Source organism: Cellulomonas humilata, from assembly GCF_013359775.1.
In the GTDB taxonomy this organism is placed as follows: Bacteria; Actinomycetota; Actinomycetes; order Actinomycetales; family Cellulomonadaceae; genus Cellulomonas; species Cellulomonas humilata.
Map to the genome: position 1 here is coordinate 65,849 of NZ_JABMCI010000043.1, position 12,293 is coordinate 78,141.

The 12,293-nt window shown below is 73.1% G+C and carries 14 protein-coding genes; 4 read left to right on the top strand and 10 right to left on the bottom strand.

What is annotated here, in order from left to right; translation table 11 throughout:
- Positions 1-88: 88 nt before the first annotated feature.
- The 3 genes from ppk2 (at position 89) to HP550_RS03245 (ending at position 2,772) form a co-directional block, all read left to right on the top strand.
- Entirely contained in the window at positions 89-931 is an 843-nt protein-coding gene (ppk2, locus tag HP550_RS03235) for a polyphosphate kinase 2 (protein ID WP_175346158.1), read from the top strand.
- Between the two features lie 55 nt (positions 932-986).
- On the top strand, positions 987-2,363 hold the full coding sequence (nhaA, locus tag HP550_RS03240) for a Na+/H+ antiporter NhaA (protein ID WP_175346159.1): 1,377 nt from the start codon (positions 987-989) through the stop codon (positions 2,361-2,363).
- A 127-nt stretch (positions 2,364-2,490) separates the two neighbouring features.
- The gene (locus HP550_RS03245) at positions 2,491-2,772 is read left to right on the top strand and encodes an early set domain-containing protein (RefSeq protein WP_175346160.1); all 282 of its coding nucleotides are present in this window, start codon (positions 2,491-2,493) and stop codon (positions 2,770-2,772) included.
- An 8-nt stretch (positions 2,773-2,780) separates the two neighbouring features.
- Here HP550_RS03245 and HP550_RS03250 read toward each other — a convergent pair whose 3' ends face one another.
- From HP550_RS03250 to HP550_RS03290, 9 genes are all read right to left on the bottom strand, one after another.
- Positions 2,781-4,484, bottom strand: a complete 1,704-nt coding sequence (locus HP550_RS03250; RefSeq protein WP_175346161.1) for a threonine/serine exporter family protein — start codon at positions 4,482-4,484, stop codon at positions 2,781-2,783.
- Between the two features lie 17 nt (positions 4,485-4,501).
- Positions 4,502-4,927, bottom strand: coding sequence for an SRPBCC domain-containing protein (locus HP550_RS03255; RefSeq protein ID WP_175346162.1), 426 nt, complete (start codon positions 4,925-4,927; stop codon positions 4,502-4,504).
- Entirely contained in the window at positions 4,927-5,727 is an 801-nt protein-coding gene (locus tag HP550_RS03260; RefSeq protein ID WP_175346163.1) for an SDR family NAD(P)-dependent oxidoreductase, read from the bottom strand. Before HP550_RS03260 ends, HP550_RS03255 begins: the two co-directional genes overlap by 1 nt.
- A complete protein-coding gene (locus tag HP550_RS03265; protein WP_175346164.1) occupies positions 5,724-6,233 on the bottom strand; it encodes a DsbA family protein in 510 nt (169 codons plus the stop codon). The genes HP550_RS03260 and HP550_RS03265 overlap by 4 nt, the downstream gene beginning before the upstream one ends.
- A gap of 22 nt (positions 6,234-6,255) precedes the next feature.
- Positions 6,256-7,281, bottom strand: coding sequence for an NAD-dependent epimerase/dehydratase family protein (locus HP550_RS03270; RefSeq protein ID WP_175346165.1), 1,026 nt, complete (start codon positions 7,279-7,281; stop codon positions 6,256-6,258).
- Positions 7,282-7,329: 48 nt separating this feature from the next.
- Positions 7,330-7,557, bottom strand: coding sequence for a MoaD/ThiS family protein (locus tag HP550_RS03275; protein WP_210767597.1), 228 nt, complete (start codon positions 7,555-7,557; stop codon positions 7,330-7,332).
- A gap of 58 nt (positions 7,558-7,615) precedes the next feature.
- Entirely contained in the window at positions 7,616-8,170 is a 555-nt protein-coding gene (locus tag HP550_RS03280) for a methylated-DNA--[protein]-cysteine S-methyltransferase (protein WP_175346167.1), read from the bottom strand.
- Positions 8,171-8,262: 92 nt separating this feature from the next.
- Positions 8,263-9,081, bottom strand: a complete 819-nt coding sequence (locus tag HP550_RS03285; RefSeq protein ID WP_175346168.1) for an ABC transporter permease — start codon at positions 9,079-9,081, stop codon at positions 8,263-8,265.
- Complete coding sequence (locus HP550_RS03290; protein ID WP_175346169.1) at positions 9,078-10,082, bottom strand: ATP-binding cassette domain-containing protein; 1,005 nt, start codon at positions 10,080-10,082, stop codon at positions 9,078-9,080. Before HP550_RS03290 ends, HP550_RS03285 begins: the two co-directional genes overlap by 4 nt.
- Before the next feature lie 86 nt (positions 10,083-10,168).
- Here HP550_RS03290 and HP550_RS03295 point away from each other — a divergent pair, with 86 nt between their 5' ends.
- On the top strand, positions 10,169-11,128 hold the full coding sequence (locus tag HP550_RS03295) for a helix-turn-helix transcriptional regulator (RefSeq protein WP_175346170.1): 960 nt from the start codon (positions 10,169-10,171) through the stop codon (positions 11,126-11,128).
- Between the two features lie 168 nt (positions 11,129-11,296).
- Here HP550_RS03295 and HP550_RS03300 read toward each other — a convergent pair.
- The coding region (locus HP550_RS03300; protein WP_175346171.1) for an HNH endonuclease at positions 11,297-12,293 on the bottom strand (997 nt) is incomplete at its 5' end.

The following is a 12,293-nucleotide window of genomic DNA, read 5'->3' on the forward strand; positions in this document are numbered from 1 at the left end:
TAGTGCCGCAGATGCGCCTGTCCAGGTGCACGGACTCCTCAGATGCGGAACTCGGGCGGAAGTCCATCCCGGCCGGTAGCGTCCGGGCATGGCGAAGAAGTCCGGCAAGAAGCACCAGGACAAGGTCCCGAACGACGTCTACGAGGCGGAGCTGTCCCGCCTCCAGGCCGAGCTGGTGCGAGTGCAGCTGTGGGCCAAGGAGACGGGCGCCCGGATCGTCGTGGTGTTCGAGGGTCGCGACGCCGCCGGCAAGGGCGGCACGATCAAGCGCATCGCGGAGTACCTCAGCCCCCGCATCGTGCGCATCGCCGCCCTGCCCACCCCCACCGAGCGGGAGAAGGGGCAGTGGTACTACCAGCGCTACGTGGCGCAGCTGCCCACCGCGGGCGAGGTCGTCCTGTTCGACCGCTCCTGGTACAACCGCGCGGGGGTGGAGAAGGTCATGGGCTTCTGCACGCCGGAGGAGTACGACCGGTTCATGCGCCAGACGCCGGTCTTCGAGCAGATGCTCATCGAGGACGGGATCCTGCTGCGCAAGTACTGGTTCTCCGTGTCCGACAAGGAGCAGCTCAAGCGGTTCCGGTCACGGCTGAACGACCCGCTGCGGCAGTGGAAGCTGAGCCCGATGGACCTCGAGTCGATCAGCCGGTGGGAGGCGTACTCCAAGGCCAAGGACGAGATGATGGTGCACACCGACACGGTCGGCAGCCCGTGGTTCGTCGTCGAGTCGGACATCAAGAAGCACGCGAGGCTCAATATGATCAGCCACCTGCTCTCCACCATCCCCTACAAGGACGTCCCGCACGACAAGGTGAAGCTCCCGGGCCGACCGTCCGCGTCGACCGGGTACGAGCGGCCGTCGCGCGAGCTGTCCACGTACGTGCCGAACCACGTGGCCAAGCTGCTCGGAGACCCCGAGAAGTACATCTGACGCCGAGGGCGAACGCCCGTTGCGTCCGGGCCGATCACCTGCGACGTTGATCCGCATGTCGACGACCTCGACCTCCCCCGGCCCCTCCCTGCGGGTCTCCCTGCCCGGCCTGCAGCCGTCGCTCAAGGACTTCCTGACCAACGAGGCCGGCAGCGCCGTCTACCTGCTGGCCGCCACCGTCGTCGCCCTGCTCTGGGTCAACTCCCCGTTCGCCGACTCGTACGAGTCCCTCTGGCACACGTCCGCCGGATTCCACCTCGGGACCTGGGGCATCGACCTGGATCTGCACCACTGGGTCAACGACGCCGCCATGGCCATCTTCTTCGCGGTCGTCGGCCTCGAGATCAGCCGCGAGGCCACCACCGGCGAGCTGCGCGACAAGCGGACCGTGGCGGTCCCCGCCCTCGGAGCCCTGGGCGGCCTGCTGGTCCCGGTGCTGATCTACCTGGCGTTCAACGGCGGCACCGACGCCGCGCACGGGTGGGGCGTCGTGATGTCGACGGACACCGCGTTCCTCGTCGGCATCCTCGCGCTGTTCGGCCCCAAGTGCCCCGACCGCCTGCGCCTCTTCCTGCTCACGCTCGCGATCGTCGACGACATCGGCGCGATCACGGTGATGTCGATCTTCTACACCGACGAGGTCGACATGGCCGCGCTCGCGATCGCCGCCGGGATCGTGGTCGGGATCCTCATGCTGCGCTGGCTGAAGGTGTGGCAGCTGGCCCCCTACGTGCTCGCGGGGATCGCGCTCTGGTTCGCCGTGCAGGCGTCAGGCGTGCACGCCACCCTGGCCGGCGTGATCATCGGCCTGCTCGTCCCCGCCCGGCCGCCGGACCAGCAGACCATCGACGAGGTGGCCGGGTACGGCCGCAAGCTCATCGACGACGCCACCGCCGAGCGCGAGCACCTCGCCGAGCTGGCCGCACGCGCCGCCGTGCCGACGAGCGACCGGCTCCAGCGGATCCTGCACCCGTGGAGCGCGTTCGTCGTGGTGCCCCTGTTCGGCCTGGCCAACGCCGGCATCCGGCTGGACCTGGAGTCGCTCCAGGCCGCGGCACAGTCCCGCCTGGCCATCGGGGTCGCCGTGGCCCTCGTGCTCGGCAACGCCCTCGGCATCACCGGCGCGGCCACCCTCGCCATCCGGCTCGGGCTCGGCGAGCTGCCCGGCCGCGTGCGCTGGGGCCACCTGCTCGGCGGCGCGGTGCTGGCCGGCATCGGGTTCACGATCTCGCTGTTCATCGCCGAGCTCGCGTTCGACGACGCCGCGCACCTGGAGAACGCGAAGATCGGCATCCTCGCCGGGTCGCTCACCGCCGCGGTGCTCGGGTCGATCCTGCTGCGCTGGCTCGGGGAGAAGTTGCCGCTCTGCTCCCCGCTCAGCGACGCCCCGCCGCCCCTGCCCCCACTGCCGTGGCGGGCTCCGGTCGGCTGACCTGCCGACACGCGGCACGGTCGACGGCTCGTCACGTCGTGCTCATCGTGCCGTAGCCCGCCCGGAACATGACCACGCCACGATGCGCGGTGTCCCCCAGTCGCCCCGAAGAGGAGTGGACCCGCCCGTGCTCAAGAAGTCCCGTCCCACCGCGTCCGCCACCTGCACGATCACGTTCTCGCTGCCGACGACCGCGCTCGCCGGAGCGACCAGCGTCGTCGGCACGTTCAACGGCTGGACGCCCGGGCTGCACCCGCTGCGTCGACGCTCGAACGGCACGATGAGCACGTCCGTCACCGTCCCGGTGGGCTCGACCATCAGGTTCCGCTACCTCGGTGAGCAGGGTCGCTGGTTCGACGACGCCGACGCCGACGAGATCACCGCGGAGGGTTCCGTCGTGCACGCGTAGCGGACCCGTCAGAACCGGGTGACCGCCAGCCCCACGCGCCGCCCGACGGCGGACCCGAGCGCGATCCCCGCGAGCACCCCCAGCGAGATCGCGACCATCGTCGTCCCGGCTGTCACCACGGTGTTCAGCGCCTGGGCGTCCTCCCCGAGGATGGAGGTCACCCCGACGAGCCCGAGCGCTCCGGGCACCAGCAGCCAGAAGCCGGGCAGGAACCCGACCAGCGCGGGCGGGCCGGTCGGACGGGTGGCGGCGAACATCGCGACCGGCGTCATGAGCACCGCCCCGATGAACGCGGAGAACACGCCGCCGAAGAACAGTCCGCCCACCACCTGCCCGGCGTACGCGACGACGAGCACGAGGAGGATCCACGGGAGCGCGGGGCGTCGGGCGCAGTGGTGGAACACCACGCCCGTGCCGAAGACGAGCACCCCGAGCCACGGTCCGGCCCACCCGAGCGGCTGGGACGCCGCGGAGCCGAGCTCGGACGCGGGGACGCCGACCAGCGCGGCGGCCCCCGTGATGCCCAGGGCCAGGAGGACCAGCTGCATGGTCCCGGCGGCGAGGCGTGCGGCTCCCGCGATCATCTGCCGGGTGGCCAGGTCGATCGCCGCGGTGGTGAGCAGGGCCCCGGGCAGGAACGTGACCAGGGGCGCCACCAGCGGCACGAGCGTGCCGACGTCGATCCCCGTCCGGGAGATCAGGAACACCGCGGCGGCGACGACGAACGCGCAGCTGAGCACCACGAGCGCCTGGTACGCCGCGGGCAGGCGCACCGTGGCGACCTGCAGCCCGGCGATCGCCGCACCGAGCACCGACGCGACGAGGACGTCCACCAGGCTGCCGCCGAGGATCATCGCGAGCCCCGCGCAGACGCCGACGTACCCCAGGATGCGGACGGGGCCGCTGTACAGGGGCGGAGCGGACACGGCCGCCTGGATCCGGGCCGCACCGTCGTCCGGGTCGATGCCGCCGGACTCCGCCTCGTCGGCGACGCCGAGCACGTCCTGGACCTGGTGCAGGCGCAGCTGTCGCCAGCCCGCCGACGACGCCGCGGTCTGCATCGACGTCCGCCCCGGGACCGAGACGAGCAGCGCGGTCGGCAGCGCGATGACCTCGACGTCCGGTGCGCCGTTGATCGCCGCGACCCGCTCGAGCGTCCGGGTCACCTGGACCACCGGAGCGCTCGAGTCGATCATCGCCTCGCCGAGCACCATGAGGAACCGGACGGTCGCCACGGTGTCGGCGGACGGCTCGGTCGGGAGCGCGACGGCGTGCGAATCGTCCAGCACACCGATCTCGGTGGTCGTGGCGGCCGGTTCGAGAGCGGCCGACGCTGCCACCCCCGTCGGCCGGAGCGTGCGGTTGCGCCGGAAGAGCAGCGCCACGGCGGTCGCCGCGGCGACGAGGACCAGCACGGCAGTGATGATCGCCCCGAGCGGGATCGTCGAGCTGGTGACCGCGGGATCCACGGTCCACGGCACCTCGACGACGACGGTCTCGGTGGGCACCGGTGCCGGCTCCTGCGACGGCGCCTCGGTCGCGGTCGGCACCGGCTCCGTGGTCGTCGCCTCGGTGGGCGTGACGACCTCCGTCGGCTCGGGCACGGGGGTGGCGGGTGCGTCGGTGGTGGTCGGCGTCGGCGTCGGCTGGAGCGGCGTCTCGCCGGGGGCGGGCGACACCTCGACACCGGTGGTCCCCGGGTCGGGTGACACGCCCGCACCGAGCCCGGTCACGGTCCGACGAACTGTGCGTAGCGCGCGAGGATCAACGGCCAGTCGGTGAACTTGTGCCGGAACTGCGCGTTGCTCTCGTCCCAGCCCTCGTGGGCGAACTCGATGCGCGTCCCGCCCTCGTCGAGGGGCACGAACTGGACGGAGACCCGGCTCGGGTGCGCGGGATCCTGCCCGAGCGTCGAGCTGTGCACGACGAGCGCGCCGCGAGCGATCGCCAGCACGCGGCCCCACTCGACCTCGCCGAGCGTGGCGTCGACCAGGTAGACGCGACCGCCCACCCGCGCCTCGATCCCGGCTCCGCGGAACCCGGCTGGGTCGGGCGTGTAGTCCGGGTGCCACCACTGCCCGATGTCCTCGACCCAGGCGTCGAACGCCTCCACCGGGGTGCAGGGGACGACGAGCTGGTGGCGGATCGGTTCCATCAGGCCACCGGGTCCTCGTCGCCGTACGCACCCAGCCGGAGCGTGCGCGCGTCGGTGGCCAGGATCTGCGGGGTCGCCGCGCGCAGCGAGTCCACGGTGTCCGTCCCGGCGCGCACGAACCGGCCCGACAGCGCGTCGAGCTCCCCGTCGCCGAACGCCCGGACCAGCTCCGCGACGGCCTCGACCGGCGTCCACTCGGTCCGGCCCTCGTGCAGCGGCATCGAGGTGGTCATCGCGGTCTCCACATGCCCGGGGGCGAGATCGAGCACGCGGATCCCCTGGTCGCGGTACTGCGCGTCGAGCTGCGTGGTGAGCCGCGCGAGCGCACCCTTGCTGATCGCGTAGCCGGTGTACCTGGTCATCGCGCGGTGCCCGGCGCCGGAGTTCAGGTTCAGCACCCGTCCGTCGCCGCGCGCGAGCATCCCCGGCAGCACGGCGTGCGTGACCAGCAGCGGACCGCGCACGTTCGCCTCGATGACGCGCCAGGAGTCCTCGACGTCGTCGTCGACGAACGCCACCTCGGCCCGCTCGATCACGCCCGCGTTGTTCACCAGCAGCCCGATCCCGCCGAGCTCCTCCTCCACCCGCGCGACCGCGTCGAGGACCGCCGTGGCGTCGATCAGGTCCGCGGCGGCCACGCAGACGTCGCCGCCGGTCTCCTCACCGATCTGCTCGGCGACCGCGTCGAGGTGCGCCCGCGTCCGGCCGACCAGCGCGACCGCGTACCCGGCCCGAGCCAGGCCGAGCGCGATCCCCCGGCCGATGCCGCGGCCGGCGCCCGTCACCAACGCGGTCCTCATCGGGCCGCCTCGACGGCCTCGCGCAGCCGGTCCAGCGTCACCTTGCCGTGGAACCGCGTGCCGCCGACGAACACCGTCGGCGTCCCGCGCACCCCGGCCTCGATGCCCCCGGAGTAGTCAGCGGAGATCGCGGGCGCGTAGGCCTGAGCACCGTCGCCCGCCACCTCGTCGGGATCGAGCCCGAGCTTCTGGGCGGCAGCCCGCAGGTCCTGGTCGGCCAGCCGGTCCTGGTGGCTGAACAGCTCGTCGTGCATGTCCCAGAACTTCCCGTGGGCACCCGCCGCCTCCGCCGCCAGCGCTGCCGAGAGGGCAGACGGGTGCACCTCGAACAGCGGGAAGTGCCGCCACACCAGGCGCACCTGTCCGTCGGAGGAGTCGACCAGCTGCCGCAGGGCGGGCGCGGCGGCGCGGCAGTACGGGCACTCGAGGTCACCGAACTCGAGGACGGTGATCGGGGCGTCGGCGCGGCCGTAGACGTGACGGTCCTCGGAGATGTCGTCGGTCATGCCGTCGAGGATGCCAGTGCGCTCACAGCCGCCGCGACCGCAGGGGCGGGCTCGCGGTCCCCGACCCGGCGGCGATCCCCGCCACCATGTCCCGGAGGGTGTCGAGGGCCGACCACGCGGGCCGCCAGTCGAGCTCCCGCTCGGCGCGCGACGTGTCGAGCAGCGGCGCGGACAGGGCCATGTCCAACCAGCCCGGGCCGACGGGCACCGCCCGCGCGTGCCAGGCGGCCGCGAGGAGCCCACGAGCCTCCCGGGCGCCGACCTCGCGCAGCCGCCCGCGCGACACGATGTCGGCGACGTCCTGCCCGCGGAGCACGTCCGGTGCGGCCACGTTGAAGGGCCCCTTCACGCGACGGACGATCGCCTCCCGGTACGCGGCCGCGACGTCGTCCGCGTGCACCGCCTGGAGCCGCAGACCCGCCGGCCACGGCAGGACGGCAAGGTGCCCGGCGACGGCCCGCTTGGGCGCCCACGGTCCGAGGAAGTACCGCGAGATCTCGTGCCCGGCCCCGCGCTGGAACACGAGCGCCGGCCTCACGCGGGCGATCGCGAGTGCCGGGTGCGCCGCCTCGAACTCGTCGAGCGTCCGCTCCACCGCGGCCTTGTCCACGCTGTACGACGACGACCGCACCCCGTCGGTCGCCCAGCCCTCGGCGCGCGGGGCATCGTCGGGAGCAGGCGAGTACGCGCCGACGCTCGACGCGACGACCACGTGCGGCACGCCTGCGCGCCGGGCTGCGTCCAGGACGTGGCGGGTGCCGGACACGTTCACGTCGTGCAGCCGGCGGCGGTCATGGCTGGGCTGGATGGCCCACGCGAGGTGCACGACGGCGTCGGCACCGGCGAACGCCGGGACCAGGACGTCCACCGCGGACGGCGCGGCGACGTCGCACGCGACCCACGAGGCGACGGCGTAGGGCGCCGGCGGCGGGCGCCGGGGAACGCGCCGGGCAACCCCGACCACCGACGTGACCGTGGGGTCGTCGGCGAATCGCCGGAGCAGCGCCGTGCCGACGTTCCCACTCGCTCCGACCACGACGACTCTCATGCGCACACGCTCGCACCAGTTGCTCGCGCCCGCATCGTGGATCCCGGGTCAGAGGCCGGGGACCACGTCGACGACGTCGCTCGGCCCCAGCACCGCGCCGTCGTCGGACGTGACACCGTCGACGACGAACGAGCACCGACCGATCAGCTGTGCCAGCTCGCCGCCGTGCCGGGTGAGCACCTGCGCCCGCAGCTCACCGACCGTCGAGGCGGGCACCTGCTCGGCGGCGGTGCCGGCGGCCTCGGCGGCGGCCGCCACGTACCGGACGAGCGCCATGGCCCTCATGCTGCCACCGCCGACGTGCCGCGACCACGCCCAGACCGGGCGGGTTGCGTCAGAACAGCAGGTGCTCGCGCGGGCGTCCCTTGGCCTCGTGTCCGAGCAGGAACCGCTTGCGGTCCAGCCCGGCGGCGAACCCGGTGAGGGACCCGTCCGCACCGATGACCCGGTGGCAGGGCACGACGATCGCGATCCGGTTGCGCCCGTTGGCCGCACCGACGGCGCGCGACGACGTCCGCGGGTCCAGCCCGATCTCCGCAGCCAGGTCCCCGTACGACCAGGTGTGCCCGTACGGGATGCGCAGCAGCCCCTCCCACACCCGACGCTGGAACGCCGTCCCGATCAGGTGCAGCGGGAGGTCGAACTGCGTGCGCGTCCCCGCGAAGTACTCGTCGAGCTGGGTCTGCACCTGCTCGAACTCGTCGTCCGCCCGCTCGCCGAACGGGCCCTGCACGGCCTCGTACTTGGAGTCCGGCAGCAGGAGCGCCGAGAGGCCGCCGTCGTGGGCGACCAACGTGATCGGCCCCAGGGGCGAGGGCACGACCGTGTGCACCACGCGCACCTCCTCGAGTAGCTCGAGGTCCCGCGTCACGTCGTCCTGGACCGTCATGGCCGCCATCATTCCCCCACCCACTGACATCGCCCGCCGGTCGCGCGCTCTCAGGGAGTAGACGCGCGACCGGCGGGAAATGTGACATGCGGTCAGTCGGTACTGCGCAGCAGTGTGCGGACCCCGACCGCCAGCCCGACCGCCGCCGTCAGGACCGCCGCGAGCCAACCGGCCGCCACGGCGCTGCTGGTCAGGTCCCCGGCGAACAGGGCCCGCTCGGCCTCGACCACCCACCGCAGCGGGTCGAACGCGGAGGCGACCTTCATCCACTGCGGGCCGGTCTCCAGCGGCAGGAGCATGCCGGACAGGATGAGCAGCGGGAACAGGACCGTCTGCTGCACCGCCCAGAACATCCACTCCTGCTTGCGCACCGCGATCGCCAGCGCGTAGCTGAGCGAGCCCAGGCCGACGCCGAGCACGGCGAGCATGGCCAGTCCGAGCGGACCCCCGACCGGGTCGGCGCGGAACCCGAACGGCAGCATCACGAGGATGAGGATGACGGCCTGCGCGACCAGCGGGACCATCTCCTTCAGGGAGCGGCCGACCAGCTGCGACGACCGGGACAGCGGCGTGACCAGCAGGCGCTCGTGCGCGCCGGTCTGCATCTCGAACTGGAGGTTCGATCCCGTGGTCGACGTGCCGAACAGCGTGGTCATCACCAGGATCGCGGGCACGAACCACTGCCAGACGTCGGCCCCCTCGAAGCCCGCGGACGCACCCACCGACCCGGCCAGGAGCGGCCCGAACAGGCCGAGGAAGACAAGCGGCTGGATCAGCCCGAAGACCACGGAGAACGGCTCGCGGGCCACCGGGCGCAGCTCGCGGGTCATGACGAGCCAGACGTCCGCGAGCCAGGACCGGCGGGTCGTCGTCGTGGCGGTGCTCGGGCGGGTGGCGGTGATCGTGCTCATGCTGCTGCCTCCTGCGTGGCGTCGTCGGTGCTGTCGCTCGTCTGCGGACCGTCGTCGCGCAGGCTGCGGCCCGTGAGGGCCAGGAACACGTCGTCGAGCGTGGGCCGCACGGCGAGCGCCTCGAGCAGCGGCGCCCCGGCGGCGGATGCCGCCAGCACCAGCTCGGGCACCGCGGACGCGGCATCGGCGACGCGCGCCTCGATCCGCGCTCCCTCGACGGTCACGTCCCGGGCGCCTGGCAGCGCCCCGACGATCGTCGCGACCCGACCGGCCGTTCCGTCGACCGCCACGGTGAGCACCACGCGGTCGCCCGCGAGGGTGCGCTTGAGCCCGTCCGCGGTGTCGTCGGCGATGACCTGGCCGTGGTCGACCACCACGACGCGCTCGGCCATGGTGTCGGCCTCGTCGAGGTAGTGGGTGGTGAGCACGATCGTCATGTCGTGCTCGGCGCGCAGCCGGGCGATGTGCTCCCAGAGGTTGGCGCGGTTGTGCGGGTCCAGGCCCGTGGTCGGCTCGTCCAGGAACAGCAGCTGCGGGGCGTGCACCAGCCCGAGCGCGACGTCGAGACGACGCCGCTGGCCCCCGGACAGGTCGCCCACCTTGCGCCGGGCGAGGGTCGTGAGGTCCAGGGCCTCGAGCAGCTCGCCGGTCCGACGCCGGGCCGCCGTCCGGTCGAGGCCGTACACCTGGCCCTGCATGGTCAGCTCGTCGGCGGCGCGCTGCTGATGGCCCGCGCCGTTGCCCTGCCCGACGTAGCCGATGTGCCGCCGGACCGTCGCCGGGTCGGTCGTGACGTCGACGCCCGCCACGGTCGCGGTCCCGGACGTCGGACGGGTGAGCGTGGTGAGCATCCGCATCGTCGTGGTCTTGCCGGCTCCGTTGGGCCCGAGCACCGCGACGAGCTCGCCGGGCGCGATGTCGAGGTCGACGCCGCGCACGGCGTGGACGGTCTCGGTGCGGCTCAGCACGAAGTCCTTGGTGAGCCCTCTCGTGTGGATCATGGGTTCTCCTCCGTTGGATGGGTACCGCACCACCATGGCGCCAGAAGCGGCCAGGTCCTGTCCGCTACCGATGGCATCCTGGGGACATGTCGACGCCGTCCTCCCGACTCCTCTCGCTGCTGTCGCTGCTCCAGGCGCGACGGGACTGGCCCGGTGGCGTGCTGGCCGACCGGCTCGGCGTGAGCCCGCGGACCGTCCGACGGGACGTCGACCGGCTGCGCGAGCTCGGCTACCCCGTGCACGCCAGCAAGGGTCCGGACGGCGGGTACCGGCTCGACGCGGGCACCCAGATGCCGCCGCTCCTGCTGGACGACGAGCAGGCCGTGGCCCTGGTCGTCGCCCTCCAGACCGCGTCCACCGGGGTCGCAGGGGTCGACGAGGCGGCAGTCCGGGCGCTCGCGACGCTCCGTCACGTCATGCCGGCGCGACTGCGCACGGCGGCCGACGCCCTGCAGGTCACCGCCGTCACCCGTCGCGGCGACCGGCCCGAGGTCGACCAGCACGTGCTCCTGGCCGTCGGCGCCGCGGTCCGCGCCCGTGAGGTCCTCCGGTTCGACTACGAGGGCGGGACCGACGCCGGGGCACGGCCTGCGCGCCGCGCGGAGGCCCATCACCTGGTCACCTGGGGCGGCCGGTGGTATCTCGTCGGCTACGACCTGGACCGGGCCGACTGGCGCACGTTCCGGGTCGACCGGCTGACGCCCAAGTCCGGGTCCGGACCCCGGTTCGCCCCGCGCGCGCTTCCCGCGGCCGACGTCACCGCCTTCGTCGCCGAGCGGTTCGCCGGCTCCACCCCGTGGCCGTGCCGCGGCGAGGCGGAGGTCGCCATGGCCGCGACGGAGGTCGCCCTGTGGGCAGGCCGGGATGCCCTCGTGGAACCGCTCGGACCCGACCGCAGCCGCGTCGCGCTCAGCGCCTGGTCGTGGGACGGGGTGGCCGCCCGGTTCGCCATGTTCGGCGTGCCGCTCCGCGTCATCGGCCCCGCTGACCTGTCCGACGCGATGCGCCGCCTGTCGGACCGAGCAACAGCCGCCGTCACGTCGTAACGCGAGCCATCGATGGCTCAGAGTTCACCGACCGTGGTCCGCCGCTCCGGGCCACCGCACGGACTGCCGCGCGAGCCCGGGTGGACTGCGACTCCCCGCTCCATTCCAGGACCGACCGACCGACATTGAGGACCGCCCGACATTGAGTCTGCGGTGCGACGATCGCTGTCAGCGGTCGGGTGGGTGTCCATCGGGGGCGTTGACGGTGTGTCCGCGGTGGTTGCGGAACACGTAGCGCAGGGGTGTGCGTCCGGTGGTGGGCGCGAGAACCGTCGCACCCGTCGCACCCATCGCACCAACCGCACTCGTCGATTCACGGAGTTCTGCCTTGGCGCGCTGGCGGCGGGTCCACCCCGGGGGTTTCTCCAGGCGGGCGATGCTCAGGTTGAGTCGGTGCACCTCGGAGTGGTGGTGCTTGCACAACAAGGCCGCGTTGCTCAACGAGGTGGCACCGGAATCGCGGTCCCACCAGCGGATGTGGTGCACCTCGCAGCGCGAGGCATGCTGCTCACACCCGTTCCAGGTGCACTGCCCGTCCCGCACCACCGCGGCCCGCCGTTGCGCGGGAGTGAACAACCGCTTGGTCCGTCCGACATCCAAGGGGAGGCTCTCGGCGGACATGACCATCCGGGTGATGTCCGCCTCGCACAACACCCGGGCCAACTCCGACATCGCCACCGGGGTGCCGTCCTCCAGGGTCGCGGGTGCCACCGCCCCCCAGGGCAGCGCGACCGGTGCACAGGCCACGTCCGCCCCGGCCCGCTGGTGGGCGAGCAGCTCCGCGATGGTCTCGACGGGCACGAGCAGGGACAGGTGCGGGCGACTCACAGCCCCGGGGGTGCCGCCTCGGTCACCACCGGCCGGCTGTACGCCCGCGTCGGCCGCAAGCCCGGACGGGGAGCCAACCCCGCCGCGCGCGGCCGTGGGCCGCGCCCCGGCGCACGCGCCTTCGGCCAGCATCGCCAACGCGTCCGCCGCGGCCTGCCCCGGGGAGCGGGTCTGGTCGCCGTACTGGCCCATCGCATCCAACGCGACCCGCAGGGTTTCCCCGGCGACCCGGTCCAGGCGACCCTTCAAGAACACCCCACCCGGCTGAGCCGACAACGAGAAGAACCGCTCCCGACGCTGCACCTCATGCTCGGCCTCCAACGCACCCGGATCCTGC

Coding starts and splice junctions, on each gene's coding strand:
- HP550_RS03265 (WP_175346164.1), bottom strand. CDS start 6,233: ATGACCGACGACATCTCCGAGGACCGTCACGTCTACGGCCGCGCCGAC.
- HP550_RS03260 (WP_175346163.1), bottom strand. CDS start 5,727: ATGAGGACCGCGTTGGTGACGGGCGCCGGCCGCGGCATCGGCCGGGGG.
- HP550_RS03285 (WP_175346168.1), bottom strand. CDS start 9,081: ATGAGCACGATCACCGCCACCCGCCCGAGCACCGCCACGACGACGACC.
- HP550_RS03280 (WP_175346167.1), bottom strand. CDS start 8,170: ATGACGGTCCAGGACGACGTGACGCGGGACCTCGAGCTACTCGAGGAG.
- ppk2 (WP_175346158.1), top strand. CDS start 89: ATGGCGAAGAAGTCCGGCAAGAAGCACCAGGACAAGGTCCCGAACGAC.
- HP550_RS03270 (WP_175346165.1), bottom strand. CDS start 7,281: ATGAGAGTCGTCGTGGTCGGAGCGAGTGGGAACGTCGGCACGGCGCTG.
- HP550_RS03295 (WP_175346170.1), top strand. CDS start 10,169: ATGTCGACGCCGTCCTCCCGACTCCTCTCGCTGCTGTCGCTGCTCCAG.
- HP550_RS03255 (WP_175346162.1), bottom strand. CDS start 4,927: ATGGAACCGATCCGCCACCAGCTCGTCGTCCCCTGCACCCCGGTGGAG.
- HP550_RS03275 (WP_210767597.1), bottom strand. CDS start 7,557: ATGGCGCTCGTCCGGTACGTGGCGGCCGCCGCCGAGGCCGCCGGCACC.
- nhaA (WP_175346159.1), top strand. CDS start 987: ATGTCGACGACCTCGACCTCCCCCGGCCCCTCCCTGCGGGTCTCCCTG.
- HP550_RS03290 (WP_175346169.1), bottom strand. CDS start 10,082: ATGATCCACACGAGAGGGCTCACCAAGGACTTCGTGCTGAGCCGCACC.